This window comes from Allobosea sp. NPDC055594, assembly GCF_053618995.1.
This window is the reverse complement of the sequence record NZ_JBSHIO010000002.1, coordinates 108,107-134,019: the sequence shown is the minus strand read 5'-3', so window position 1 is coordinate 134,019 and position 25,913 is coordinate 108,107. Positions and strand designations below refer to the sequence as shown.

General features: G+C 67.6%; 26 protein-coding genes. 17 read left to right on the top strand and 9 right to left on the bottom strand.

Annotated elements, in window-relative coordinates; all coding sequences use genetic code 11:
• The first annotated feature begins 34 nt into the window (after positions 1 to 34).
• From ACWGRX_RS04630 to ACWGRX_RS04620, 3 genes are all read left to right on the top strand, one after another.
• Positions 35 to 1,297 carry a glycosyltransferase family 4 protein gene (locus tag ACWGRX_RS04630; RefSeq protein ID WP_452116947.1) on the top strand — a complete coding sequence of 421 codons (1,263 nt, stop codon included), beginning with the start codon at positions 35 to 37 and terminating at the stop codon, positions 1,295 to 1,297.
• 165 nt (positions 1,298 to 1,462) lie between these two features.
• The gene (infC, locus tag ACWGRX_RS04625; RefSeq protein ID WP_291640733.1) at positions 1,463 to 2,005 is read left to right on the top strand and encodes a translation initiation factor IF-3; all 543 of its coding nucleotides are present in this window, start codon (positions 1,463 to 1,465) and stop codon (positions 2,003 to 2,005) included.
• A 114-nt stretch (positions 2,006 to 2,119) separates the two neighbouring features.
• Complete coding sequence (locus ACWGRX_RS04620; RefSeq protein WP_452116597.1) at positions 2,120 to 2,851, top strand: aldolase; 732 nt, start codon at positions 2,120 to 2,122, stop codon at positions 2,849 to 2,851.
• 7 nt (positions 2,852 to 2,858) lie between these two features.
• On the opposite strand, the gene ACWGRX_RS04615 is transcribed toward ACWGRX_RS04620, so the two are convergent.
• From ACWGRX_RS04615 to ACWGRX_RS04595, 5 genes are all read right to left on the bottom strand, one after another.
• The gene (locus ACWGRX_RS04615) at positions 2,859 to 3,488 is read right to left on the bottom strand and encodes an aspartate/glutamate racemase family protein (protein ID WP_452116596.1); all 630 of its coding nucleotides are present in this window, start codon (positions 3,486 to 3,488) and stop codon (positions 2,859 to 2,861) included.
• Between the two features lie 194 nt (positions 3,489 to 3,682).
• On the bottom strand, positions 3,683 to 4,726 hold the full coding sequence (locus ACWGRX_RS04610) for an amino acid ABC transporter substrate-binding protein (RefSeq protein WP_452116595.1): 1,044 nt from the start codon (positions 4,724 to 4,726) through the stop codon (positions 3,683 to 3,685).
• A gap of 53 nt (positions 4,727 to 4,779) precedes the next feature.
• Positions 4,780 to 6,117: an aspartate aminotransferase family protein gene (locus ACWGRX_RS04605; RefSeq protein WP_452116594.1), complete on the bottom strand. Its 1,338-nt coding sequence runs from the start codon at positions 6,115 to 6,117 to the stop codon at positions 4,780 to 4,782.
• Complete coding sequence (locus tag ACWGRX_RS04600; RefSeq protein WP_452116593.1) at positions 6,114 to 7,007, bottom strand: MurR/RpiR family transcriptional regulator; 894 nt, start codon at positions 7,005 to 7,007, stop codon at positions 6,114 to 6,116. Before ACWGRX_RS04600 ends, ACWGRX_RS04605 begins: the two co-directional genes overlap by 4 nt.
• An 87-nt stretch (positions 7,008 to 7,094) precedes the next feature.
• Positions 7,095 to 7,688, bottom strand: a complete 594-nt coding sequence (locus ACWGRX_RS04595) for a TetR/AcrR family transcriptional regulator (RefSeq protein ID WP_452116592.1) — start codon at positions 7,686 to 7,688, stop codon at positions 7,095 to 7,097.
• Between the two features lie 118 nt (positions 7,689 to 7,806).
• Here ACWGRX_RS04595 and ACWGRX_RS04590 point away from each other — a divergent pair, with 118 nt between their 5' ends.
• The 3 genes from ACWGRX_RS04590 to rplT all read left to right on the top strand — a co-directional run bounded on the left by ACWGRX_RS04590 (position 7,807) and on the right by rplT (position 9,779).
• The gene (locus ACWGRX_RS04590) at positions 7,807 to 9,015 is read left to right on the top strand and encodes an MFS transporter (protein WP_452116591.1); all 1,209 of its coding nucleotides are present in this window, start codon (positions 7,807 to 7,809) and stop codon (positions 9,013 to 9,015) included.
• Between the two features lie 160 nt (positions 9,016 to 9,175).
• The gene (rpmI, locus tag ACWGRX_RS04585; protein ID WP_066468280.1) at positions 9,176 to 9,376 is read left to right on the top strand and encodes a 50S ribosomal protein L35; all 201 of its coding nucleotides are present in this window, start codon (positions 9,176 to 9,178) and stop codon (positions 9,374 to 9,376) included.
• A 28-nt stretch (positions 9,377 to 9,404) separates the two neighbouring features.
• Positions 9,405 to 9,779 carry a 50S ribosomal protein L20 gene (gene rplT / locus ACWGRX_RS04580; RefSeq protein WP_291645067.1) on the top strand — a complete coding sequence of 125 codons (375 nt, stop codon included), beginning with the start codon at positions 9,405 to 9,407 and terminating at the stop codon, positions 9,777 to 9,779.
• 141 nt (positions 9,780 to 9,920) lie between these two features.
• Here the strand turns inward: rplT and ACWGRX_RS04575 are convergent, their stop codons facing one another.
• Entirely contained in the window at positions 9,921 to 10,682 is a 762-nt protein-coding gene (locus ACWGRX_RS04575) for an LOG family protein (protein WP_452116590.1), read from the bottom strand.
• A gap of 300 nt (positions 10,683 to 10,982) precedes the next feature.
• On the opposite strand from ACWGRX_RS04575, the gene pheS reads away from it, so the two are divergent.
• The 7 genes from pheS (at position 10,983) to ACWGRX_RS04540 (ending at position 19,302) form a co-directional block, all read left to right on the top strand.
• A complete protein-coding gene (pheS, locus tag ACWGRX_RS04570) occupies positions 10,983 to 12,065 on the top strand; it encodes a phenylalanine--tRNA ligase subunit alpha (protein WP_291639199.1) in 1,083 nt (360 codons plus the stop codon).
• A gap of 29 nt (positions 12,066 to 12,094) precedes the next feature.
• Positions 12,095 to 13,282 (top strand): glycosyltransferase, encoded by a 1,188-nt coding sequence (locus ACWGRX_RS04565; protein WP_452116589.1) that lies wholly within the window; start codon positions 12,095 to 12,097, stop codon positions 13,280 to 13,282.
• Positions 13,279 to 13,701, top strand: coding sequence for an ASCH domain-containing protein (locus ACWGRX_RS04560; RefSeq protein WP_452116588.1), 423 nt, complete (start codon positions 13,279 to 13,281; stop codon positions 13,699 to 13,701). The genes ACWGRX_RS04565 and ACWGRX_RS04560 overlap by 4 nt, the downstream gene beginning before the upstream one ends.
• The gene (gene pheT, locus ACWGRX_RS04555) at positions 13,698 to 16,121 is read left to right on the top strand and encodes a phenylalanine--tRNA ligase subunit beta (RefSeq protein ID WP_452116587.1); all 2,424 of its coding nucleotides are present in this window, start codon (positions 13,698 to 13,700) and stop codon (positions 16,119 to 16,121) included. Before ACWGRX_RS04560 ends, pheT begins: the two co-directional genes overlap by 4 nt.
• 228 nt (positions 16,122 to 16,349) lie before the next feature.
• Positions 16,350 to 17,252: an alpha/beta fold hydrolase gene (locus tag ACWGRX_RS04550; protein ID WP_452116586.1), complete on the top strand. Its 903-nt coding sequence runs from the start codon at positions 16,350 to 16,352 to the stop codon at positions 17,250 to 17,252.
• On the top strand, positions 17,249 to 18,328 hold the full coding sequence (locus tag ACWGRX_RS04545; protein ID WP_452116585.1) for a tartrate dehydrogenase: 1,080 nt from the start codon (positions 17,249 to 17,251) through the stop codon (positions 18,326 to 18,328). The genes ACWGRX_RS04550 and ACWGRX_RS04545 overlap by 4 nt, the downstream gene beginning before the upstream one ends.
• A gap of 230 nt (positions 18,329 to 18,558) precedes the next feature.
• Complete coding sequence (locus ACWGRX_RS04540; protein WP_452116584.1) at positions 18,559 to 19,302, top strand: TerC family protein; 744 nt, start codon at positions 18,559 to 18,561, stop codon at positions 19,300 to 19,302.
• 7 nt (positions 19,303 to 19,309) lie between these two features.
• Here ACWGRX_RS04540 and ACWGRX_RS04535 read toward each other — a convergent pair whose 3' ends face one another.
• Positions 19,310 to 19,918: a 4'-phosphopantetheinyl transferase family protein gene (locus ACWGRX_RS04535; RefSeq protein ID WP_452116583.1), complete on the bottom strand. Its 609-nt coding sequence runs from the start codon at positions 19,916 to 19,918 to the stop codon at positions 19,310 to 19,312.
• Positions 19,919 to 20,049: 131 nt separating this feature from the next.
• Here ACWGRX_RS04535 and ACWGRX_RS04530 point away from each other — a divergent pair, with 131 nt between their 5' ends.
• From ACWGRX_RS04530 to ACWGRX_RS04515, 4 genes are all read left to right on the top strand, one after another.
• Positions 20,050 to 20,781, top strand: a complete 732-nt coding sequence (locus ACWGRX_RS04530) for an AzlC family ABC transporter permease (protein ID WP_452116582.1) — start codon at positions 20,050 to 20,052, stop codon at positions 20,779 to 20,781.
• Positions 20,768 to 21,085, top strand: a complete 318-nt coding sequence (locus tag ACWGRX_RS04525; RefSeq protein WP_291639214.1) for an AzlD family protein — start codon at positions 20,768 to 20,770, stop codon at positions 21,083 to 21,085. Before ACWGRX_RS04530 ends, ACWGRX_RS04525 begins: the two co-directional genes overlap by 14 nt.
• 184 nt (positions 21,086 to 21,269) lie before the next feature.
• Complete coding sequence (locus ACWGRX_RS04520; protein ID WP_452116581.1) at positions 21,270 to 22,130, top strand: branched-chain amino acid aminotransferase; 861 nt, start codon at positions 21,270 to 21,272, stop codon at positions 22,128 to 22,130.
• Between the two features lie 14 nt (positions 22,131 to 22,144).
• Positions 22,145 to 23,128, top strand: coding sequence for an NAD(P)H-dependent flavin oxidoreductase (locus ACWGRX_RS04515; protein WP_452116580.1), 984 nt, complete (start codon positions 22,145 to 22,147; stop codon positions 23,126 to 23,128).
• 6 nt (positions 23,129 to 23,134) lie between these two features.
• Here the strand turns inward: ACWGRX_RS04515 and murJ are convergent, their stop codons facing one another.
• Positions 23,135 to 24,661: a murein biosynthesis integral membrane protein MurJ gene (gene murJ / locus ACWGRX_RS04510; protein ID WP_452116579.1), complete on the bottom strand. Its 1,527-nt coding sequence runs from the start codon at positions 24,659 to 24,661 to the stop codon at positions 23,135 to 23,137.
• A gap of 111 nt (positions 24,662 to 24,772) precedes the next feature.
• Positions 24,773 to 25,807 (bottom strand): glycosyltransferase family 2 protein, encoded by a 1,035-nt coding sequence (locus tag ACWGRX_RS04505; protein WP_452116578.1) that lies wholly within the window; start codon positions 25,805 to 25,807, stop codon positions 24,773 to 24,775.
• Positions 25,808 to 25,913: the final 106 nt, after the last annotated feature.

Sequence of the window (25,913 nt, the reverse complement as noted above, 5' to 3'; positions counted from 1 at the left end):
GCTTCGCGCAAGCGCTATGCCCATCATGGCGCAGATGGCAAACCCGCTGTCTGCAAGAAGGCCCTTTCGAACGGTGACGACCAGTCTGCGCTCCGGCGCGCCCCTTTCGCTACCCTCCACCGAAACCCACCCGCTGAGTGGGCGCACGGTGCTGCAGATCATCCCCGAGCTTGAAGCGGGCGGGGCCGAGCGCACCGCCGTCGACATCGCGGAGGGGCTGACCGAGGTCGGCGCCCGCGCCTTGGTCGCGACCGAGGGCGGACGGCTCGTCGCCGAATTGCAGGCCAAGGGCGGGATCTGGCTGCCGTTTCCAGCGGCTTCCAAGAACCCGCTCGCCATGGCGCTGAACGTGCGCAAGCTCGCAAGGCTCTGCCGGCAGGAGCGGGTGGACCTCGTCCATGCCCGTTCGCGCGCCCCGGCCTGGGTCGCGCTGGCGACGACGCGGGCCTTGAGACTGCCCTTCGTCACCACCTATCACGGCTCCTACAACAGCCGCTCGGTGGTGAAGAACCACTATAATTCTGTGATGGCGCGCGGCGACGTCGTGATCGCCAACTCCGCCTATACCGCCGATCTCATCCTGGCGCGGCACGGCTTCGCGCGCGATCGCATCCGCATCGTCAACCGCGGTACCGATTTCTCGGCCTTCGCGCCGGCGGCCGTCGGCCCCGAGCGGGTCAGTGCATTGCGCCGCGTCTGGGGCGTCGAGCCGCATCAGCGCATCGTCCTCCTGCCCGGAAGGCTCACCGGCTGGAAGGGGCAGAAGGTGATGATCGAGGCGGCGCGGCTGATGCGCGATGCCTGTGACGAGGATACCGCCTTCATCCTCGCCGGCGACGCCCAGGGCCGCGACGGCTATGTCCGCGAGCTCGATGAGCAGATCGCGAGGGCCGGGCTGGAGAAGCGCGTGCGCCGGGTCGGCCATTGCACCGACATGCCCGCCGCGATGCTCGCGGCCGCGATCGTCGCCGTGCCTTCGACCGAGCCGGAGGCCTTCGGCCGAGTCGCCGTTGAGGCGCAGGCGATGGGCGTCCCGGTCGTCGTCTCCGATCTCGGTGCGGTGCCGGAGACGGTGCTGGCGCCGCCGCAGGTCGCGCCTTCCGAACGTACCGGCTGGCGCATTCCGCCCGGCGACGCGCCCGCATTGGCGGCTGCGCTGCAGGAGGCGCTGGCCCTGCGGCCATCCGCGAGGGACGCGCTGGCGCGACGGGCGCGCCTGCATGTCGAACGCCATTTCTCGCTGGCCTCGATGGTCAACGAGACGCTCGATGTCTATTGCGCCCTGCTCGGGCGTTGAGGCGCTGAACGGATGATCCGGCTTTGCCGCTCCGCGCCGGCGGTGGAGCCTGGAATCCTTCGTTTTCGCTCACCATTTGACTTTGCCGTCCATTGACAACGCTACGCGTTGTGCAATGTGTCTGTTCAACGGCGCCCGAGGCGCCAGTCACAGGAGAATACAGCCATTCGTCGTCCGTTCCGTGCAGCACCCACCCCGACCAAGGACGGTCCCCGTTCCAACCGCGACATTCGTGGCGTGCGCGATGTTCAGCTCATCGATGATGTGGGCGTCAATCGCGGCGTCGTCTCGTTTTTCGAGGCGTTGAAGATCGCCGAGGATGCCGGTCTCGATCTGGTCGAGATCGCCCCGAACTCGGAGCCGCCCGTCTGCAAGATCCTCGATTATGGCCGCTTCCGCTTCCTCGAGCAGAAGAAGGCTTCGGAGGCGCGCAAGAAGCAGCGCACCATCGAGATCAAGGAGATCAAGCTGCGCCCCGGCATCGACAAGCATGACTACGACGTCAAGATGAAGGCGATGCACGGCTTCTTCGAGGAAGGCGACAAGGTCAAGGTGACCCTGCGCTTCCGCGGTCGCGAGATGGCTCACCAGGATCTGGGCGTGAAGGTGCTCGAGCGCGTCAAGGCCGATCTGGTCGATATCGCCAAGGTCGAGAGCGACTGGCAGCTCGAAGGCCGCCAGATGGTGATGGTGCTGGCGCCGAAGTGAGCTGCCGCTCCGTCATGCGAATCCCGACAGGCCCGGCCCGCGCGCCGGGCCTTGTCATGTTTGGGGTCACGATGCTTGGCTTTCGGCTCCCGAGCCAGCGCGAGGCCTTACGCCATGACCGTTCCGACCGTGACCGAACAGCGCCGCGATCTTGCCGCCGCCTTGCGCCTCGCCGCCAGATTCGAGCTCAATGAGGGCATCTGCAATCATTTTTCGGTGGCGCTGCCGGATGGCCCGGACGGGCGCCCGCGCTATCTGATCAACCCCTATGGCGTGCATTGGTCGGAGATGCGCCCCTCCGACCTGCTGCTGATCGACGAGCACGGCCAGGTGCTGGAAGGCGAGGGCGAGGTCGAGGCCACCGCCCGCAACATCCATGTCGCTGCCCACAAGGCCAATCCGCGCCATGTCGCCGTCCTGCATGTCCATATGCCCTATGCCACAGCGTTGACCATGGTCGAGGGCGGCCGGCTGGAAATGGCGCACCAGACCGCCTGCCGCTTCCATGGTCGCACCCTCCACCAGGACCATTTCGGCGGGCTCGCGCTCGATGAGGGCGAGGGCGAGGCGATCGTCGCGGCCAATCGCGAGCACGGCCATGTCGACATCACCTTCCTCGCCCATCACGGGGTCACCATCGGCGGGCCTTCGGTCGCGGTCGCCTTCGACGACCTCTATTTCCTCGAGCGTGCCTGCCGTCAGCAGGTGCTGGCCATGTCGACCGGCCGCCCGCTGAAGCTGATCCCGGACGCGGAGATCGAAGCGACGGCCCGCGAATGGCGTCAGGTGCTGGTCTATCAGGCGACCAAGCATTTCGAGGCGCTGCGCCGGATGGAAGGGCTCTGAGCGGCGCTCAGCCCAGCAGCCGCCTCAGCTTCCTGACCGCGCTCTCCGGCGTCGTCAGCACCGGCTTTCCGGTCGCTGTCGCGACCGCAGGCGCAGCCCGTGCCAGGCTGAACTGGGCGAGCGCGATCACGTCGCAATCCGCCAGCGCACCGGCCGCCTGTGCCGCCAGTCGGTCATGCTCCGGCCCGTCGCCGCGGTCGAGAGCCGCCAGCGCGCCCTCGGCCAGCTTGGGCGTGACGGTCAGCGAGGTCGGGAATTCGGGCGGCATCGACTGGAGCGTCGGCGCGAAGCTGGCGAGCAGGCCGATCCGGCCACCGATCGCCTCCGCTTCTTCGATCATCGCCTCGTTCGGCTTCAGCACCGGCATTGGCGAAAGCTCGCGCTGCACCGCCTCGATGCAGGGGCCGAAGGCCGAGCAGGTGAAGAGGATGCCGTCGGCGCCCGTGGCCTTCGCATAGCGCGCGAGGTTGAGGAACCGTCCGGTCATCGCCTCGGTGATCCCGCCATCGCGGGCGAGATCGGCCGAGAGGCTGTCGTCGAGCAGGTTCATCAGCCTGGCTTCAGGCCACAGCTGCGCGAACGCCGCCTCGATCGGGGGCGGAGAATGACGCAGCGCATGGATCAGTGCGATTCGCATGGTCGGAAGGCGGTCCTTCGGCTTTGCTGGTGAAAACTGACGTAAGCCGGGCCGGCGCTAGATCACCGCGCGTCCGTTCGGACGCGGTCACGGTGATCTATCTCAGTGTTATCGCATCGGACCGAAAAGTGGATTCCACTTTCCGGTCCGATGCTATAGCGGCCGGCGCGGTGTGTTTCGCGGAAGCCGCCGCTTCAGCGGATCGGGTGCGGGTATTGCAGCCCGCCCTTCGAGGCGAGATCGTTCAGCCCGCGCTTCAATTGCAGCTTCGAGCCCATGCCGACATTGCGCTCGAAGCTCTCGCCGTAATTGCCGACATGCTTGATGATCCGGTAGGCCCAGTCGTTGCTCAGGCCGAGGCCTTCGCCGAACTTGCCCTCGACGCCCAGCAGGCGCTTGATCTCGGGATTGGTCGATTTCAGCATCTCGTCGACATTGGCCTTGGTCACGTCAAGCTCTTCGGCGTTCAGCATGGCGTAGTGCGTCCACTTCACCAGATTGAACCAGCTCTCATCGCCGCGCTTTACGGCCGGGCCGAGCGGCTCGCGCGAGATCAGGGTCGGCAGGATCATGAAGTCGTCGGGCTTGGCGAATTTCAGCCGCTCGGCGGCAAGCCCGGAGGAATCCGTGGTGAAGGCGTCGCAGCGTCCCGCCTCCAGCGCCTTGACCCCTTCCTCATTGGTGGCGAAGCCGATGATCTCGTATTTCAGATTATTGGCGCGAAAGAAGTCGGCGAGATTGAGCTCGGTGGTCGTGCCCTGCGTCACGCAGATCGAGGCGCCGCTCAGCCCCTTGGCCTCGCTGACACCGAGGGACTTGCGCACCATGAAGCCCTGGCCGTCGAAATAATTGATGATCGGCCAGGACATGCCGGCCGAGGTGTCGCGCGACATGGTGTAGGTGGCGTTGCGGGCGAGCATGTCGACCTCGCCCGATTGCACCACCAGGAAGCGCATTTGCGGCGTCGTCGGAATGAACTTGATCTTGTTCGGGTCGTTGAAGATCGCCGAGGAGACGGCCCGGCAAAGGTCGATGTCGAGCCCGTCCCAGCGTCCGTCCGGACCCTGCAGGCCGAAGCCGGGCAGGGCGATATGGTTGCCGCAGATCAGCTCGCCGCGCGCCTTGACGCGGTCGAGCGTTCCCGACTGCGCCGCGGCCGGCGTCGAAAGCCCGATGGCTGCGAGGCCGATTGCGGCGAGGCCCGCCTGTTTCAGTCGTTTCACGCTCAGTTGTTTCATGGCAGTTCCCCTTGGTTGAGGCGGGCTCTTTGGCGGCCCGCCTGGTGGTCTTCTCAGGCCGGCTGCACCGCCCCCAGCGCCGCGTCGACCGCGTCGCCCAGCCGCTCGACGATGGTGTCGACGGTCGCGGCATCGATAATGAAGGGCGGGGCGAGCAGGACATGGTCGCCCGCCGTGCCGTCGACCGTGCCGCCCATCGGATAGATCATCAGGCCGCGCTCCATCGCCGCTTCCTTGATCCGGGAATTCAGCTTGAGTGCGGGGTCGAACGGCGTCTTGCTCGCGCGGTCGGCGACGATCTCGACGCCCCAGAAATGGCCGCGCCCGCGAATGTCGCCGACATGGTGGTGGTTGCCGAAGCGCTCGCGCAGGCGCTGCTCCAGCCTGGCGCCCTGGCGCCGGACATTGGCGAGGAGGTCGTCGCGCTCGATCACCTTCTGGACGGCGAGCGCTGTGGCGCAGGCGAGCGGATGGCCGACATAGGTCTGGCTGTGCGGGAAGATGCCCGAGCCGTGCCGGACGGCTTCCGCGATCCGCTTCGAGACCAGCATGGCGCCGATCGGCGCATAGCCGCCGCCCAGCCCCTTGGCGATCGCCATTAGGTCCGGCGCCACACCCTCTTGCTCACAGGCGTGCAGCGTGCCGGTGCGGCCCATGCCGCACATCACCTCGTCGAGGATCAGGAGCACGCCATGGCGATCGCAGATCTCGCGGATGCGCTTGAAATAGCCCGGCGCTGCGGTCGCCGCGCCCAGCGTCGCGCCGACCACGGTCTCGGCGACGAAGGCGCAGACCGTCTCGGGGCCGAGCTCCAGGATTTTCGCCTCGAGTTCGTCCGCGACACGCGAGCCGTATTGCTCGGCGGTCTCGTCGGGGCGGCGGCCGCGATACTCGAAGCAGGGCGAGATGTGATGGCCCGGCATCAGCATGTCGGCGAAGGCGGCGCGGTCCTTCATCCGGCCGCCGACCCCGAGCGCGCCCAGCGTGATGCCGTGATAGCTCTGCCGCCGCGAGATGAAGTTGACGCGTTTCAGCTCGCCCTTCTCGATGAAGTAGTGCCGCGCCAGCTTCAGGCAGGCCTCGATCGCCTCCGAGCCCGAGCTGCAGAAATAGACCGAGCCCATGCCGGCGGGCGCCCGCGCGATCAGGTGGTCGGCGAGTTCCTCGGCGGCGTCGCTGGTGAAGAAGCTGGTATGGGCATAGGCGAGCTTGTCGATCTGCGCATGCATCGCGGCGAGCACGTCGGGATGGCCATGGCCGATGCAGGAGACCGCGGCGCCCCCCGAGGCGTCGATGTGCTCGCGGCCGTCGCGGTCGCGCAGCAGGGCGCCGGTGCCGGAGGCGGCGACGGGATAGGTCTTGCCGAGGACCCGGTGCAGGATATGGCTCATTTGCGGCCTCGCTTGGCGGCTCTGGGTTGGTGGAAGGTGCCGGTGGCGTGAAGCTCCGCCTCGTGGCGGGCGATGGCGGCGAGCGCGGCAGTGCCCTTATGCGCTGTCATCAGCGCCGCCAGGCATTCGACCGCGGCGAAGGCCGGCGTCATCGTGTGGAAGAAGGACGGCGTCTCGGTCCGCACCAGCACGGTCGCATCGGCGAGCGCGGCGAGCGGCGAGAGGGGGCTGTCGGTCAGCGCGACGAGCTTCGCGCCCTTGGCTTTGGCCAGTTCGGCGGCTTGCAGGGTCAGGCGTGTGTAGGGCGAGACCGAGACGGCGAAGAAGGCGTCGCCCGGGCCGATCCGCCGCAGCGCATCGATGCCGCGTCCGCCCGTGCCGTCCGCAAGCACCGAGCCGGCGCCGATCAGGTCGCGGATATAGTCGAGCATATAGGCGGCCGGGAAGGCCGAGCGCAGCCCGAAGCAGAACACCGTCCGGGCCTCGGCCAGCAGGATGGCGGCCCGTTCGAGCCGAGCCTGTGCGTCCGGTTCGCGCAAGGCCCTGAGATGCTCGGCGAGCGCTGCGAACATGTCCTGTGCGATCGCGCCGGCGCCCTCGTCGCCATGGCGCTGCATCAGTTCGCCGGCGCGGCCGGCAAAGCCTTCCGGGCGCTGCCGCAGGGCGGCGGCATGGATCGCCCGCAACTCGTCATAGCCGGAAAGGCCGAAGCGCTGAGCGAGACGCGTCAGGGTCGCCGGCGAAAGGCTCGCCCGCTTCGCCTGCTCGCGCGTCGTCAGCAGCGCCACATCGGCGGGATGATCGAGCACCCAGCGCGCCGCCGCCTGCAATTGCTGCGGCAATTGCGCGAAACCTTCGGAGAGGGCGGCGGTCAGATGCGACTGGTCCACGCGCCGACGCTAGCAGGTCGGATCCTGATATGAAACATCCAATTCAGAAGCTAGAAATGCACGCGTTTGTTTCGTTTCCGCGAGGCGTCAGGGCCGGGCCAGCAATCCTTCGAGCAGGGCGTCGAAGGCGGCGATCGCCTTCTCGGACGCGGCGCGGCCATCGGCTGCATGGGCGATCCACTGTGCCGCATGCAGCGTCGCGCCCGCGATCAGCCGGGCGGCCGCTTCGGGGTCGATGGGAAGGATGACGCCGGCATCGCGCAGCTTGCCGAGGCTGTCGGTCATCGAGCTGATGCAGGCGCTCTGCGTCGGCCAGGTCCAGGGGTCGCCGAGCACTGCCGGTCCGTCGCGCAGGACGATGCGCTGGATCTCGGGCTCGAGCGCCATCTCGACATAGGCGGCGCATTCGTCGCGGAAGCCGGTCCAGGGGTCAGCGGCACGTGCGGAGACGGCGTTCAGCCGCTCGTTCATCTCGGCGTCGATCTCGGCGATCACCGCGGCGAGCAGTCCCTTCTTGTCGCCGAAATGATGGTAGAGCGCGCCGCGCGTCAGCCCTGCCGAGGCCGTGAGATCGTCCATCGAGGTCTCGGCATAGCCCACCGTGCCGAAGGCGGCGCGCGCCGCCTCGATCAGCTTGGTGCGGGTCTCGGCGATCATCAGCTGGCGCGGCTTGCGGCCCATTCACGTCTCCTTTCGCATACGCCTCGTATGTTAATTGACATACGAGGCGTATGCAATTAGGCGTTCACATACGCACCGTATGAGAATATCGCTGCGTCGCGACGGAGAATCTCAGTCAATGCCTAATCCTTACCGCGAGATCTTCCGGGCGCCCGGCGCGATCGGCTTCTCGGCTGCCGGCTTCGTCGCCCGCCTGCCCTTGTCGATGGTGACGATCGGTATCGTCACCATGCTTTCGCAGGCGCGCGGCGAGTACTGGCTGGCCGGTAGCGTCGCCGCGACCTTCGCGCTCGCCAATGCCCTGATCGCGCCGCAGATCTCGCGCCTGGTCGACCGTCATGGCCAGAGCCGCGTGCTGATCCCGGCGACGCTCGCGACCCTGGTCGCGCTCGCGGGGCTGATGCTGGCGACGCGCTTCGAGGCGCCCAGCTGGGTGCTCTTCCTGTTCGCCGCGCTTGCCGGTCTGGAGCCGAGCATGGCGGCGATGGTGCGAGCGCGCTGGACCGAGATCTATCGCGGCACGCGGCATTTGCGCACTGCCTTCGCCTTCGAATCGGTGGTCGACGAGATGGTCTTCATGATCGGCCCGGTGCTGGCGATCGGCCTCAGCGTCGCCTGGTTCCCGGAAGCCGGCCCGCTTGCCGCCACCATCCTGCTCGCCGTCGGCATGGCGCTTTTCGTCTGTCAGCGCGCGACCGAGCCACCCGTGCATCCCCAGGCGGCCAGCGCCGAGGGCTCGGCGATCCGACTCGGAGCCGTGCGCGTCATCGCCCTGGTGATGGTCGCCGTCGGGGCGATCTTCGGCACGTCCGAGGTCACGACCGTCGCCTTTGCCGAGGCACAGGGCGACAAGGCGGCCGCCAGCCTGGTGCTCGCCGCCTATGCCGCCGGCTCGCTGATCGCCGGCCTCATCTTCGGCGCCCTGCATCTGCGCCTCTCGCTGGCGCGGCAATTCGCCCTCGCCATCGCCTTTTCGGCGGCGACGACCCTGCCGCTGCTCGCCGTCGGCGCGCTCTGGTCGCTGGCTGCGGTGCTGTTCGTCGCCGGGGCCTCGATCTCGCCGACCGTCATTGTCGCCATGGCGCTGGTCGAGCGCCACGTGCCGCCCTCCAAGCTGACGGAGGGGATCACCTGGGTCATGACCGGTGTCGGCGTCGGACTGGCCCTGGGTTCGGCGGCGTCGGGCTGGCTGATCGACAATTACGGCGCAGCAGCCGGTTTCAGGGTGTCGGTCGCCGGCGGCTTCTCCGCGCTCGCCATCCTGCTGTTCGGCCTGCGCAGGCTGTCGGGCGACGCCTCGGACAGGGCGCGTCCGGTGCTGGTCTGAGCAGGCGGAACGGCTACGCTTGCAACAAGGCGGCCTTTCTGTCATATGCCCAGCCTTCGATCGCCCGGCTGATAAGGGCTGCCGTGGCGATCGTTATTTGCTTCCCGAAGCAAAATTCAAGCGGCGCCATTCGCGCGCTCGCGACCTATGAGGAGCTGAAATGCCCAAGATGAAGACCAAAGCGGCCGCCAAGAAGCGGTTCAAGATCACCGGAACCGGCAAGGTGCTCGCAGCCCAGGCCGGCAAGCGTCACGGGATGATCAAGCGGACCAACAAGCAGATCCGCAACCAGCGTGGCACGACGACCCTGTTCGAGGGCGATGCTGCCAACGTGAAGAAGTTCTTCCTCCCCAACGGCTGACGCCTGACAACCTTTCCGGAGATCAAACATGGCTCGCGTGAAACGGGGCGTTACGTCCCACGCCAAGCACAAGAAGACACTGAAGGCAGCCAAGGGCTTTTATGGCCGCCGCAAGAATACGATCCGCGCCGCCAAGGCGGCCGTCGATCGGTCTATGCAGTATGCCTATCGGGACCGCAAGAACCGGAAGCGCACCTTCCGCGCCCTCTGGATCCAGCGCCTGAACGCTGCGGTGCGTGAGCACGGCCTGACCTATTCGGTCTTCATCGGCGGCCTGACCAAGGCCGGCCTCGAGCTCGACCGCAAGACCCTGTCGGCCCTCGCGATCGACGATGCCGCTGCCTTCGCCGCGGTCGTCGAGACGGTCAAGGGCGCGCTCGGCGCCGAGGCCCAGGCCGCCTGAGCGGTCTGACCTGATTGGATTGCGAAAGGCCGGCGGGAACGCCGGCCTTTTTCTTTGGGCGGTTCGCAAGCTCGGCCCTCATCCTGAGGAGCGGACGAAGTCCGCGTCTCGAAGGATGAAGGCTGTGAGAGCAGGCAGTCGCTATGTCTGCACGTTGTCGGCTGCGGCCGGGATCCAGTCGTCGCCGGCGCCCTCGACGATCCTTGCATAGGCCTCCTCCGGCGAGTCGGCGTAGCAGAACAGTGCGAGGTCTTCCTTGCGGATCAGCCCGGCTTCGGCCAGCCGCTCGAGATTGAACAGGCCCTTCCAGAAGCTGCTGTCATAGAGAATGACCGGAACGGGCGACATCTTGCCGGTCTGGGTCAAGGTCAGGATCTCGAACAATTCGTCGAGCGTGCCGAAGCCACCGGGGAAGGCGACCAGCGCCGCAGCCCGCATGGCGAGGTGCATCTTGCGCATCGCGAAATAGTGGAAACGGAAGGTCAGGTCGGGCGTCGAGAAGGCGTTCGGATCCTGCTCGTGTGGCAGGGTGATGTTGAAGCCGATCGAGACCGCGCCCGCGTCTCCGGCGCCGCGATTGGCGGCTTCCATGATCCCGGGGCCGCCGCCTGTGGCAATGACGTGATGGCGGCCGCCGGGCCCCTCGTCGAGCGCGCCGCCGCGCTCCGAGGCGATCCGGGCAAAGGCGCGCGCCGCCTCGTACCAGGGCTCGCCCTCGCGCACCCGGGCCGAGCCGAAGACGACGATGGTCGAGAGAATGCCGCGCGCCCTGAGATGGTCCTCCGCCTTCTGGTATTCGAGCATGAAGCGCGCCCCGCGGGTGGAATCGCCGAGGATGAAGTCCTGGTCGAGGGCGGCGAGGCGATAGGAAGGCGAGTTCTTCTGGGCGTGGTTCTCGGTCATGTCGGCATCTCCATACTGTCCTCCTGCATAGCCGGGCAGGGGGGCGGCTGTCGCCCCTGCCGCCCGCATGCGGGGGCAGACTGCGACGGTCTTGTCATGAAGGGCCGGCGAGCAGGGACGAATGCGCGAAAACATCGCGATCGACACGCTTTGCCAGCGCAATTCGGGCTGGCATCCGCATGGCCGAAGCCATAGAAGATGCCACGCCGGCATGCGCTCCGGCATTCTTATGGTGGTGCGAACTCCCTTCGGCCGGTGGTTCCGGCCGGGCGGCGTGCGCGCTAGCGGAACAGATCAGGCATGAACGAGATCGATACCCTTCGCGATTCCCTTGTCGGTGAGATCGCCGCGGCGCAGGACGAGGCGGCGCTGGAGCAGTTGCGCATCGCGGCGCTCGGCAAGTCCGGCTCGGTTTCCGCCTTGCTGAAGACGCTCGGCGCGATGACGCCGGACGAGCGCAAGGAGAAGGGGCCGCTGATCAACGGCCTGCGCGACGGCGTCCAGCAGGCGCTCGCCGCCCGCAAGGAGGCGCTGGGCGAGGCGGCGCTGGAGGCTAGGCTGGCCGCAGAGAGACTCGATATCTCGCTGCCGGTGCGCGAAGGGCCGGAGGCGCGCGGGCGCATCCATCCGATCAGCCAGGTCATTGACGAGATCACCGCGATCTTCGGCGATATGGGCTTCGCCGTCGCAGAGGGGCCGGATGTCGAGACCGACGACCTCAACTTCACCAAGCTGAACTTCCCGGTCGGGCATCCCGCCCGCGAGATGCACGACACCTTCTTCTTCGCGCCCGACGCCAATGGCGAGCGCAAGCTCCTGCGCACCCATACCTCGCCGGTCCAGGTCCGCACCATGCTGGCGCAGGAGCCGCCGATCCGCGTGATCTGCCCGGGGCGGACCTACCGCATGGATTCCGACCAGACCCACACCCCGATGTTCCATCAGGTCGAGGGCCTCGTCATCGACAAGAAGACCCATTTCGGCCACATGAAATGGGTGCTGGAGGAGTTCTGCAAGTCGTTCTTCGAGGTCGAGAGCGTCAAGATGCGGTTTCGTCCCTCCTTCTTCCCGTTCACCGAGCCCTCCGCCGAGGTCGACATCCAGTGCTCGCGCAAGGGCGGCGAGATCCGCTTCGGCGAGGGCGACGACTGGCTCGAGATCCTCGGCTGCGGCATGGTCCACCCGAACGTGCTCCGGAATTGCGGGCTCGATCCGGACGTCTATCAGGGCTTCGCCTGGGGCATGGGCATCGACCGCATCGCCATGCTGAAATACGGCATGCCGGATCTGCGGCCCTTCTTCGAGGCCGATATCCGCTGGCTCTCGCATTACGGCTTCCGCCCGCTCGACCTGCCGACGCTGACCGGCGGCCTGTCGTCGTGACCAAGGCGGGCTAGGAGAGGAAAGGGCGGATGAGCGCGGCGCATTGGGCCGGCCTGATCGCGGCACTGCTGGTGGCGGCCAATCTCCTGTGCCTGGCCATCGCCTTCCTGCGCCTGCGTCGCAAGCCGGCCGAATCCAGCCTGCTGCGCCAGCGCCCGCCGGTGACGATCGTGCGGCCGGTCTGCGGCCTGGAGAGCTTCAGCCGGGAAACCCTGACCTCCGGCCTCGTCCTCGACTATCCCGATTACGAGACGATCTTCTGCGTCGCCGACGGGCAGGACCCGATCGTGCCGCTGGTCGAGGAGCTGATCGCCAGCCATGGTCCGGAGCGCGTGCGCCTGATCGTCGGCGACGTCGCGGTCAGCGCCAATCCCAAGCTCAACAACTGCGTCAGGGGCTGGGAGGCGGCGCGGCATGACTGGGTCATCCTCGCCGATTCCAACGTGCTGATGCCGAAGGACTACATCCAGCGGATGATGGCGGCCTGGCGCGACGATAGCGGCCTGGTCTGCTCGACGCCGGCCGGCTCGCGCCCGCTCTGCTTCGGCGCCGAGGTCGAGTGCGCCTTCCTCAATACCTTCCAGGCGCGCTGGCAATATGCCGGCGAGGCGCTCGGCTTCGGCTTCGCCCAGGGCAAGTCGATGCTCTGGAACAAGCCCTTCCTCGACGCCAATGGCGGCATCGCGGCGCTCGCCGCCGAGATCGCCGAGGATGCGGCGGCGACCAAGCTGGTGCGTGCCGCCGGCAAGCATGTCCATCTCGTCGACCAGCCCTTCGAGCAGCCGCTCGGCCGCCGGCATCTGCGCCATGTCGTGCAGCGCCAGTTCCGCTGGGCGCGTCTGCGCCGCGTCACCTTCCTGCCCTTCTTCGCGCCGGAGATCCTGGTCGGTCCGCTGGCACCGACGGTGCTCGCCGCTGTCGCCGCTCCGGCCTATGGCCTTGCGGGCTGGCAGGCCGTGCTGCTGGTGCTGGCGATCTGGTATGGCGCCGAGATGGCGCTGGCGAAGGGCGTCGGCTGGTTCCTGAGCTGGCGCACGCCTTTGGCCTATCTGACCCGCGATCTCGTCTTCCCCGGCATCTGGGCCTATGCCTTCCTCGCCGGCGAGGTCAGCTGGCGCGGCAACGCCATGAAGATCAGGGCGGATGGCGACGACCGGCTGAACGACAATGCTCCCACGCTGTCGACGATGACCGCACGGCGGGATGGGACGGCGTGACCTTGGACATGCACACCATCCCCGAACGCTATCGCGACTGCCCGAGCTTCTCCTTCGGCGATGGTCCCGAGCTCGCGACGGAATTGGCGGCGCTCGTCGTCAGTGGTCGCAAGACCGCGACGGTGAACACGCCGGACGCGCCCGACTGTCCGAAGCTCGGCGAGCTCTGGGTCGTGCTCGACGGCGAGAAACGCCCGGTCTGCGTGATCGAGACGGTCGAGCTGGTCCCCCGTCGCTTCGACGAGGTCGACGCGCAATTCGCCTTCGAGGAAGGCGAGGGCGACCGCAGCCTCTCCTATTGGCGCGAAGCCCACGAAACCTATTTCCGGCGCCTCGGCGTCTTCAGCCCCGACATGACCCTGCTTTGCGAGCGCTTCCGCCTGGTGGAAGTGCTCGCTCCGATGGACGTAAACGCATGAAATTCACGCTCTCCTGGCTCAAAGACCATCTCGACACCACCGAGACGCTCGACACCATCTCCGAGACCCTGACCCGCGTCGGGCTCGAGGTCGAGGCGGTCGAGGACAAGGCCAAGGCGCTCTCGGCCTTCACCATCGCCTATGTCATCGCGGCCAAGCAGCATCCGAACGCCGACCGCCTGCGCGTCTGCATGGTCGACACCGGCTCCGGCGAGCCGGTGCAGGTCGTCTGCGGCGCGCCCAATGCCCGCACCGGCATGAAGAGCGTGTTCTCGCCGCCCGGTACCTACATTCCCGGCAAGGACATCACCCTCGGCAAGGGCGTGATCCGCGGCGTCGAGTCGAACGGGATGCTCTGCTCCGCCGCCGAGCTGCAGCTCTCCGAGGATCATGACGGCATCATCGATCTGCCGGCGGATGCGCCGGTCGGCCAGTCCTACGCCGCCTATGCCGGCTTCGACGACGCGATGATCGAGATCGCGGTGACGCCGAACCGGGCCGATGCGCTCGGTGTCTCCGGCGTCGCCCGCGACCTTGCCGCCGCCGGTCTCGGCACGCTGAAGACGCCCTCGGTCGCAGCCGTGCGCGGCAGCTTCCCATGCCCGGTCGACGTGAAGCTCGACTTCGCCGCCGGCGACGAGAAGCTCTGCCCTGCCTTCGCCCTGCGCCTGGTGCGCGGCGTCAAGAACGGACCCTCGCCGGAATGGCTGCAGGCGCGCCTGCGCGCCATCGGCCTGCGGCCGATCAATGCGCTGGTCGATATCACCAATTTCATGACCTATGACCGCAGCCGGCCGCTGCACGTCTTCGACGCCGCCAAGGTCCATGGCGACCTGACGGTGCGCCGCGCCAGGGCCGGCGAGCAGATCCTGGCGCTCGACGGCAAGACCTACACGCTGACCGATGAGCAGGTCGTGATCGCCGATGCAGAGGGCGTCGAGTCGCTCGCCGGCATCATGGGCGGCGAGGCTTCGGGCTGCGACGAGAACACCGTCGACGTTCTGGTCGAGAGCGCGCTCTGGGACCCGCTCAACGTCGCCCGCTCCGGCCGTGCGCTGGGCATCACCTCCGATGCGCGCTACCGTTTCGAGCGCGGCGTCGACCCCGATTTCACCCGTCCCGGTCTCGATCTCGCGACGCAGATGATCATCGAGCTCTGCGGCGGCGAAGCCTCCGAGATGGTCTTCGCCGGCGAATTGCCGGAAAGCGGCGGCGCCATCGATTTCCCCTGGTCTGAAGTCAAGCGCCTGACCGGCCTCGATCTGCCTCAGGTCGAGATGAAGCTGGCTCTGACCTCGCTCGGCTTCCATGTTTCGGGCGCCGGCGAACGGGTCAAGGTCGCCGCTCCCTCCTGGCGCGGCGATGTCGAGGGCAAGGCCGATCTGGTCGAGGAGATCCTGCGCATTGCCGGGCTCGACCGCGTCGAGCCGGCGCCGCTGCCGCGGATCAAGGGCGAGGTCGTCAAGCCGGTGCTGACCGTGCTGCAGAAGCGCACGCGTCAGTCCAAGCGCCTGCTCGCCAGCCGCGGCCTGGTCGAGGCCGTGACCTGGTCCTTCATCTCGCACGACGCCGCCAAGCTCTTCGGCGGCGGCTCGCGCAAGCTCGTCCTCGCCAATCCGATCGCCGCCGATCTCTCCGACATGCGGCCTTCGCTGCTGCCGGGCCTGATCCGCTCGGCCCAGGCCAATGCCGATCGCGGCTTCGGCGACGTCGCCCTGTTCGAGGTCGGTCAGGTCTTCCAGAGCGACGAGCCCGAAGGCCAGCTGATCGCCGCCGCCGGCCTGCGCCGCGGCACTGCCAGGCTGGAAGGTGCTGGCCGTCACTGGGACGGCGCGGCGAAACCGGTTGATGCCTTCGACGCCAAGGCCGACGTCATGGCGCTGCTCGCCGGGCTCGGCGTGCCGGTCGGCGGCTTGCAGATCGTTGCGGGCGGTCCGTCCTGGGCACATCCCGGGCGGTCCGGCACGCTGCAGTTCGGGCCGAAGGGCGTCATCGGCGCCTTCGGCGAGCTGCATCCGCGCGTGCTCAAGGCGCTCGACGTCAAGGGCCCTCTGGTCGCCTTCGAGATCCATCTCGATGCGCTGCCGCTGCCGAAGTACAAGCCGACCAAGGTCAAGCCGAAGCTGGCGCTTTCCGATTTCCAGCCGCTGACGCGCGATTTCGCCTTCATCGTCGACAAGACGGTGGCGGCCGGCGACATGGCGAAGACCGCCCAGAACGCCGACCGCAACCTGATCGCCGAGACCAGCGTCTTCGACATCTATGAAGGCGCCGGCGTCGAGCCCGGCAAGAAGTCGGTCGCGCTGGCGGTGACGCTGCAGCCGGTCGAGAAGACCCTGACCGAGGCCGAGATCGAGGCCGTTGCGGCCAAGATCGTCGCCGAGATGGCCAAGCGCTACAAGGCGGCGCTGCGCGGCTGACAATGCGTCATGATCGGCTTGGAGCCGATCATCTCAGGACAGAAAAGGCGCCTTCGGGCGCCTTTTTTGTTGCGGGGAGCCGAGTCCTGGGCTTCGCTTCGTTTGTGAGTGATCACCGGCCAAGCGTCGCCGCCATCTCGTTATTGATCATAATTATGAAATAATCGACGCACGCAATCGTTTGAAAATGCGGGTATCGGCTCCGATTGTTGCAATCAGAGAGGCTGAATGTCGCTCATCGAACTCCCCGTCGAAGATCGCTTCTTCCCCGGCTTCAGGCTGCTCGACGTCGCGACCTCCGGCGCGCGCATTCGCGTCCGGATCGGCGGGGAGGGGCCGCCGCTGCTCCTGCTCCACGGTTATCCGCAGACCCATATCATGTGGCGGCGTATCGCCCCGGCGCTGGCGCGGCGCTTCACGCTCGTCTGCCCGGATCTGCGCGGCTACGGCGATTCGCAGAAGCCGGCGACCGCCGCCGATCATTCTCCCTATGCGAAGCGCGCCATGGCCCAGGACATGGCCGAGGTGATGAGCGCGCTCGGTCACGAGCGCTTCTGCGTCGGCTCGCATGATCGCGGCGCCCGCGTCGGGCACCGGCTGGCGCTGGACCATGCCAAGCGGGTGCTGAAGCTCGCGACCCTCGACATCGCACCGACACGCGAGATGTATCGCGATACGAGCGACGCTTTCGCGCGCGCCTATTGGCACTGGTTCTTCCTGATCCAGCCGGCTCCGATGCCGGAGAACATGATCGGCGCCGATCCGGAATTCTACTGGTCGAGCCGCCGCGCCTCCGACATGCGGCTGTTCGAGCCTGAAGCGCTCGCCGAATATCTCCGCTGCTTTCGCGACCCTGCGATGATCCATGCCAGTTGCGAGGATTACCGCGCCGCGGCGACGATCGACATCGCCCATGACGACGCCGATGGCGGCCGGAAGGTCGAGTGCCCCATGCTGGCCCTGTGGGGCGAGCGGGGAGCCGTCGGAAAATGCTTCGACGTGCTCGGGCTCTGGCGTGAGCGGGCTGTGGATGTGCGTGGGAAGGCATTGCCGGGCGGGCACTATCTGGCCGAAGAGATCCCCGATCTCGTCGCCGCAGAATTTGCTGCCTTTTTTGGAGAAGTCGCATGAGCCGGACCAATCGCGTCTATCGCATCGCCGTGATCGCCGGAGACGGCATCGGCAAGGAGGTGATGCCCGAGGGGCTGCGCGTGCTCGAGGCGGCCTCGAAGAAATACGGCTTCGAACTGCGGCTCGACGAATTCGATTTCTCCTCCTGCGACTACTACGCCAAGCACGGCAAGATGCTGCCTGACGACTGGAAGGAGAAGATCGGCGGCCATGACGCGATCTATTTCGGCGCCGTCGGCATGCCGGCTCAGGTGCCGGACCATGTCTCGCTCTGGGGCTCGCTGCTGCTCTTCCGGCGCGAATTCGACCAATACGTTAATCTGCGCCCCGTCCGCCTGATGCCGGGCGTGCCCGGCCCGCTCGTCGGCCGCAAGCCGGGCGATATCGACTTCTTCGTCGTCCGCGAAAACACCGAGGGCGAATACTCCTCGGTCGGCGGGCGCATGTTCGCCGGCACCGAGCGTGAGATCGTCATGCAGGAGACGGTGATGAGCCGCGTCGGCGTCGACCGCGTGCTGAAATATGCCTTCGAGCTGGCGCAGCGCCGGCCGCGCAAGAAGCTGACCTCGGCGACCAAGTCGAACGGCATCTCGATCACCATGCCCTACTGGGACGAGCGGGTGAAGGAGATGGCGAGGAATTATCCGGGCGTTGCCGTCGAGCAGTACCATATCGACATCCTGACCGCGCATTTCGTGCTCAATCCGGACCGTTTCGACGTGGTTGTCGCCTCCAACCTGTTCGGCGACATCCTCTCCGATCTCGGCCCGGCCTGCACCGGCACGATCGGCATTGCCCCGTCGGGCAACATCAATCCGACCGGCGACCATCCCTCGCTGTTCGAACCGGTCCACGGCTCGGCGCCGGACATTTATGGCCAGGGCATCGCCAACCCGGTCGGCATGATCTGGTCGGGCGCGATGATGCTCGACCATCTCGGTGAGACCGAGGCCGCCAAGGGCATCGAGGCTGCGATCGAGCGTGCGCTCGGCGACGAGCGCACCCGCACCCGCGACCTCGGCGGCAAGCTCGGCACCGAGGCCGCCGGCAAGGCGATCGAGCAGGCGCTGGGTTGACGGCGACGCGCCAGCGTGCCCACAAGCTCGGTTCCGGCAGGAACAAGACCAGAGAGGGAGTGAAAATGCCCGATCCGTCGACTTTCTTGCTGTCCGGCCGGGTCAGGCCCGGGCAGCGCCGGGCCGCTGGCTCCTGATGTTTTCGGCGCGGCGGGAGCATTCCGCATGTCTCGCCGCGTTTTCTTTCGACCAATGCCGATCCGGCCCACTAGCACGGGACTGACAGAATAATGGACCTCCTATCCTCGACCTTCTGGGCCTCGCTGCTCCAGATCATCTGGATCGACCTGCTGCTCTCCGGCGATAACGCGGTCGTCATCGCGCTTGCGGTCCGCTCGCTTCCCGAGAAGCAGCGCAAGCTCGGCATTCTGCTCGGCGCCGGCGCCGCTGTCGGCCTGCGCATTCTTTTCGCGATCGTCGTCTCCTACCTCCTCAACATCCCCTTCCTGAAGGTGGTCGGCGCGCTGCTGCTGTTCTGGATCGCGATCAAGCTCGCCAAGGGCGAGGATGAGGAACATGGCGACATCGCCGCCAGCGACAATCTCTGGAAGGCGGTGCGGACGATCGCCATCGCCGACGCGGTGATGAGCCTCGACAACGTGCTCGCGATCGCCGCGGCGGCGCGCGGCCATTTCGAGCTCTTCATCTTCGGCCTGCTGCTCACCATTCCGCTGATCATCTTCGGCGCGCGGATGCTGTCGACGATCCTCGAGCGCTATCCGATCCTGATCTGGCTCGGTGCGGCCCTGCTCGGCTGGATTGCCGGCGAGATGCTGCTCTCCGACATCGCCGTGCTGCAGTGGCTGCAGACCAGCATTCCGAGCTGGGTGATGAGCGTGCCGGTCTCCGAGACCAATCCGGCCGGCCTCGCCCCCGCCAAGCTGCCCTTCTATTCGGCGGCGGTCGTCGGTGCGGCCTTCGTCGTCGCGGTCGGCTATCTCCTGAAGAAGAAGCCGGTCGATCAGCCCGGCTGAAACAGGCTCAAATGAGCTGAATGAAGGCGGCGGCCATGGTTTCATGGCCGCCGTTTCTTATGGTTCGGCTGAAGCCGCAGGCGCTCCCCGGCCGCTGCGGATCCTCGACCGTAAAGCCATCCGGCTCCTCGATCCGCACCAGGAAACTCTCGGGTGGCCGCAGGAAGCCTGTGCCGAGGGCTTTCACATAGGCTTCCTTGGCGCTCCACAATCGCGCGAAGGCGAGCGGCCGGTCCGGTGGCGGCAGGGCCCGAAGCATGGCCTGCTCGCAGGGATGCAGCGCCGCGAAGGGTGGTTGCCGATCAGGCTCGACCTGCTCGACATCGACGCCGACCCTGGCGTGGGCGAGGGCCAGTGCCACCAGGCCGGCACGCGTCGCCAGCGAGATATGCAAGCCGTCGCCGCCGGGCGCCGCGATCAGCGGCCGTCCGCCGGGCTCGTGGTCGATCCTGACGATCTCGGGCTCCAGGCCGAGCTGCTTGGCGAGGATGATGCGCGCCAGCCCGCGCCGCAGCGCCGAGCGTTCCGTTAGCGTAGCGGGGCGGTGATCGGTCGCGACCAGCCAGACGGCCGGCAGGGCCGCGGCGCGTTGGTCGGGGGAGGAGAGCCAGAACATGCGCCGTTCTAGACGCGATCCGCCGCCCTGTCGTGGCGGCAGCGCCGTTTGCGGCCCGCCTTGCGCTGCATTCATGCGCCGGCCGCGCCGCCACCATTGACGGCGGCCCGCCGACCCGCTTCGAGAGGCCCATGTCCCATCCGGAAACCTCCTCCACTTCCGCCGGCCCGGCACAGCTGACGCTCGCCGGCCTGGCGCTCGGCCTGCGCCGGGTTTCCGTGCTGCTGCCCGGCATCGTCGTCTTCGCAGTCGCTTTCGGCGCAGCAGCCGCTGCCAAGGGGCTGAGCCTGTTCGAGGCGATCCTGATGAGCGCGCTGGTCTATGCAGGCGTCGCCCAGCTTGTTGCCATGGAAATCTGGCGCCCCGAATGGAGCTGGGGTGCGATCGCCGGACTCGCCTTCGTCACCGCGACGGTCAATGCCCGCTCGATCCTGCAGGGGGCGTCGCTGCAACCCTGGTTCGCCCGCTATCCGCGCCGGGTCAACGCCTTCCAGCTCTTCGTCTTCACCGATGCGAACTGGCTGATCGGCACGCGCTACCGCGCCGAGGGTGGGACTGATCTCGGGGTGGTGCTTGGCGCCGGCCTCTGCCTGTGGGCCGTCTGGGTTCTCGCCACCATTCCGGGCTATCTGCTCGGCTCGCTCGTCGCCGATCCCCGCCAATACGGCATCGACCTCGTCATGCCGATCTTCTTCGCGGCGATGATCGTGCCGCTCTGGCGTGGCCGCCGGGCGGCCTTGCCCTGGGTGATCGCCGGCGTGGTTGCGCTCGTCGCTTCCAAGCTGATCGACGGCTACGCCTTCATCATCATCGGTGCGCTTTCGGGCGCCCTTGCCGGGGCCTTGCTCGATGACGCTGCCTGATCCCGGCGCCTGGGGGCCCTATCTCGCCATCCTGGCGATGGCGCTGGCGACCTATCTTTGCCGCATCTCCGGCGTGGTGTTGATGGGCTTCGTGCCGCTGACGCCGCGCGTCCGGCGCGGGCTCGCGGCACTTCCAGGATCGATCGTCTTCGCCACCGTGCTGCCGCTGGTCGAGCGCCTTGGCCTGGCCGCGGGGCTCGCCCTGGTCGCCGCGATCCTCAGCATGGTGCTGCGGCGTAGCGAGCTGCTGGCGCTCCTCGTCGGCATGGCCACGGTCTCGCTGGCACGCGCTTTCGGGCTCTGAATGCCGGCCGCTCGGAGATCGTGCCGAGCGGGCTGCGCGGATTTTCACCTCACATCGCGACCCATCACCGGTTACGATCGGAGCCATCACATCATTCGTTTGCCGCTCCCCGGGCCGCGTGTTGACGGGGCGGGGGCAGGGGCAGACGGTGCGGGTCGACAAGACTGACAGATCGGAGCGCCTTATGGCCTGGTATTCGCAAACCTGGAGCTGGTTCGAAGGAAAGTGGCACGAAGGCAACCCCGGCATCATGGGGCCGCGCTCCCATGCGAGCTGGCTGTCTTCGACCGTCTTCGACGGCGCCCGCCATTTCGACGGCGTCACCCCCGACATGGACAAACACGCCGCCCGCGTGAACCGCTCCGCCGAGACGCTCGGCCTGAAGGCGACGGTCTCGCCCGAGGAGATCATCGCGCGCACCGCCGAGGGCGTGAAGAAGTTCGCCCCAGGCACCGCGATCTACGTCAAACCGATGTACTGGGCCGAGGCCGACGGCCTCTCGACCATCATGGGCGACCCGGATTCGACCAGGTTCTGCCTGTGCCTGTTCGAGGCGGCGATGGGCGATCCCGGCAAGGGTTTCTCGGTGACCAAGGGCGCCTATCGCCGCCCGACCATGGAAACCATGCCGACCGACTCCAAGGCCGGATGCCTCTACCCCAACAATGCCCGCATCCTGCGCGAGGCCAAGGGCCGCGGCTTCGACAATGCGCTGGTGCTCGACATGCTCGGCAATGTCGCCGAGACCGGCACCTCCAACATCTTCCTCGCCAAGGACGGTGTGGTGAAGACGCCGGTCTCGAACGGCACCTTCCTCAACGGCATCACCCGCCAGCGCGTCATCTCGTTGCTGCGCGGCGCCGGCGTGCCGGTCGAGGAGACCAGCCTGAGCTATGCCGATTTCGAGCAGGCCGACGAGATCTTCTCCTCCGGCAACTACTCCAAGGTGATGCCGATCTACCGGATCGACGACCGGCAGATCCAGCCAGGCCCGATGTTCCGCAAGGCGCGCGAGCTCTACATGGACTTCGCCCACTCGAAGTAACCGGAGTTCCTCGCATGGCCCGCCTTGCCACCCGCCTGACCGAGCGCTTCGGTATCGAGCACCCGATCCTTTCGGCGCCGATGGCTCTCGCCGCCGGCGGGGCGCTGGCGGCGGCGGTGACGCGGGCCGGGGGGCTTGGCCTGATCGGCGGCGGCTATGGCGATGGCGACTGGCTGAGGACGCAATACGCCGCGGCCGGCAACATCCGCACCGGCTGCGGCTTCATCACCTGGTCGCTGGGCAAGCAGCCGCATCTGCTCGGCGAGGTGCTGGCCCATCGCCCGGCGGCGCTGATGCTCTCCTTCGGCGACCCCGCGCCCTTCGCCGCCGAGATCGCGTCAGCAGGCGTGCCGCTGATCTGCCAGTGCCAGAGCATCGCCCATGTCAGGGCGGCGCTGGCGGCCGGCGCCTCCGTCATCGTCGCGCAAGGCACGGAGGCCGGGGGGCACGGCCATGCCCGTGCGACGCTGCCCTTCGTTCCCGAGGTCGCCGATCTGCTCGCCAGAGAGAGCCCCGATACGCTGCTGCTGGCGGCCGGCGGCATCGCAGATGGCCGTGGGCTTGCCGCGGCGCTGATGCTCGGAGCCCATGGCGTCCTCGTTGGCACCCGCTTCTGGGCGAGCCGCGAGGCGCTCGTCCATCAGAACCACCAGGCCGCCGCCATCGCCGCCACCGGCGATCAGACGGTGCGCTCCTCGCTGCCCGATATCGCCCGCCGGCTCGACTGGCCAAAGCCCTTCGACATCCGCGTCGGCGACAATGCCTTCATCGCCAAATGGCGCGGCCGCGATGCCGAATTGCTGGCGGCCGCCGAGAGCGAGGGGCCGGCCTATCGCGAGGCTTTCATGGCCGGCGATCCTGACAAGGCGGCTGCGATCTATGGCGAGGCGGCCGGGCTGATTGCGGATGTGCCGCCGGCCGGCGAGATCGTCGTGCGGATGGTGACGGAAGCGGCCGAGCAGTTGCGCCGCGGAGCCGGCATCGCCGTCCAGGATTGAGCAGCATCAGCGCAGCAGCCGCAGCAATCCCGTCAGCTTCAGCCCGCCGAGGGCGAGCACGGCATAGAGTGCCGCTGCGAGCAGGCTGAGGGCGCCGAGCGCCAGCAGCTTCGGCTCGAAGGCGAAGCCGGCAAGCGCCGCCTGAGCCGGTGGCGCCAGCAGGCGTGCAGCGAGCCCGGCGCAGGCGGCGGCGGCGACGACGATCAGGATCAGGCCCGGCAGCTTGCGCTCCGGCCGGGTCCAGCCGCGGCGCAGGGCTAGCACGAACAGCGCCCCGACATTGATCCAGGCGCCGGCCGCAGTCGCTAGCGCGAGGCCGGGTGCACCGAGATCGCGCCAGAGCAAGAGTTTCAGCCCGACATTGGCGACGATGGCGGACAGCGAGACGATCATCGGCGTCGTCGTGTCGCCACGCGCCTGGAAGCTCGAGACCTGCGAGCGGATCAGCACGATCGCCGGCAGGCCGACCGCATAGGCGAAGAGCACGGCGCCTGCCGCCTGGCTCGCGGCGGCGTCGAAGCGGCCGCGCTCGAACAGGGCCGCGACGATCAACTCGGGAATGGCGAGGAAGGCGGCAGCGAAAGGGGCCGCGGCGAAGATCGTCAGCGCCACCGCCCGGTTCTGGGCCTTGTCGGCCCGGGCCTCGTCGCCGGCGGCGATGGCACGGCTCATCGTCGGCAGCAGCACCGTGCCGACGCCGATGGCGATCACGCCGATCGGCAGCTGGTAGAGCCGTTCGGCATAGTAGAGCGCCGCATAGGCGCCGGCGGGCAGCAGCGAGGCGATGATCGTGTCGGCGAAGATCGCGATCTGCACGCCGGCCGAGCCGATCACCGCCGGCCCGAGCGCCTTGAGGAAGCGCTTGACCTCAGCGTCGAGCCGCGGCCGCGTCAGCGCAGCCGAAACGCCTTCCCGTCGGGCGGCGACCCAGAGCAGGAGCCATTCCAGCACGCCGGCGGCGGCGACGCCCCAGGCGGCGGCATGAGCCGCGCTCGGGAACAGGAAGGCGACGGCGAGCGCGCCGATCAGGCTGATATTGAGCAGGATCGGCGCAGCGGCGGCCGCGGCGAAACGGTCGACCGCGTTGAGATTGGCCGAAAGCAGCGTCACCAGGGTGATGAAGAGGAGATAGGGGAAGGTGATCCGGGTCAGCGCCACCGCGAGGTCGAAGCGCTGGGGATCGTCGACGAAACCGGGGGCGAGCAGGCGCACCAGCTCCGGCATGAACGGCAGAGCGAGCGCGAGGATCACCAGCTGGACGACGAGGTTCAGCGTGAACACCCTGTCCGAGAATTGCTGGGACGCCGCTGCGCCCGATTTCTCCCGGATGCGGGCGAAGGCCGGGATATAGGCCTGGTTGAAGGCGCCTTCGCCGAAGATGGCGCGGAAATGATTGGGCAGGCGCAGCGCCACCGAGAACGCATCCATCAGCGGCCCGGCACCGAGCGTGGCGGCGAGCACGATGTCGCGGGCGAAGCCGCTGACACGCGAGAGCAGCGTGAAGCCGCTGACCGAAAGGATTTTTCTCAGCATCGAATGGCGGCTCGTCTCTCCCGCCTCGTCATCCCGGCGCGCCCGCTGAAATGACGTCGACGATCATGCGGCAAGCGATGCCGTCGCTGGCGGCGATTGTCCAGTCCGGGACTAGCGGATCAGCGGCGGCAGGGCGTCGCCGCGCGGGTGGACGCTATCGAGTTTCTCGAAGCCGATGCGCTCGCCGACGAGGTAGAGCGGCCGGCGCTTCACCTCGGCGAAGATGCGCCCGACATACTCGCCGATCAGGCCGAGCGAGATCAGCTGGATGCCCGAGAAGAACATGATCGAGACGATCAGCGAGGGGAAGCCGGGCAGGTCGGTGCCGAAGAGCAGGGTGCGTACCGCGAAGAACAATGCTGTCCCGGCGGCGATGATGGCGATGAGGACGCCGAGCCAGGTCGCGATCTTGAGCGGCACGGTCGAGAACGAGGACAGCCCGTCGAAGGCGAAGCTGAACAGCTTGCGGAAGCGGAACTTGGTCTGGCCATGGGCGCGCTCGGCGACTTCGAAGGGCACGCCGGTGGCGGGGAAACCGACCCAGGCATAGAGCCCCTTGGAGAAGCGGGCCCGCTCGGGCAGCGCCCGCAGCGCCTCGACCACCCTGCGGTCGAGCAGGCGGAAATCACCGGCGCCCTCGGGCAGCTCGGTCTCGCCGAAGCTGGCGAAGAGCTTGTAGAAGGCCTTGGCGAAGCCGCGCTTCAGCCGGCCTTCGCCTTCGCGGTCGGTGCGCTGGCCATAGACATTGAGGAAGCCCTCGCGCCATTTCGCCAGGAAGACGGGAATGGTCTCCGGCGGATGCTGCAGATCGGCGTCCATGATCACCACGGCATCGCCGCTGGCATGGTCGAGCCCGGCGGCGATGGCGATCTCCTTGCCGAAATTCCGGCTGAAGGAAATGGCATTGATGCGCGGGTCGGCTTCGTGCAGCAGGCGCAGCACCGAAAGTGTGCCGTCCCGGCTGCCATCATCGACGCAGACGATCTCCCAGGAGGCGACGCAGCCACCGAGCACGCCCTTCAGCCGCTCGACCAGGAGAGGCAGGTTGTTGGCCTCGTCATGGACGGGGACGACGACGGAAAGCTCGGGCCGCCTTGGCTGGGCGGCGGGGTTGGCCGGGGCGGCGAGGGGCGGCGTGGCAGACAAGGCTTTGACGACCTCAGCGCGTGGGATAGGGGTGGATTCGTGATGGCGCGGGCCGGGACGCGCACCGGCTTCGCCGGCGGCTACTTACAGCACGCTCGATGAACGA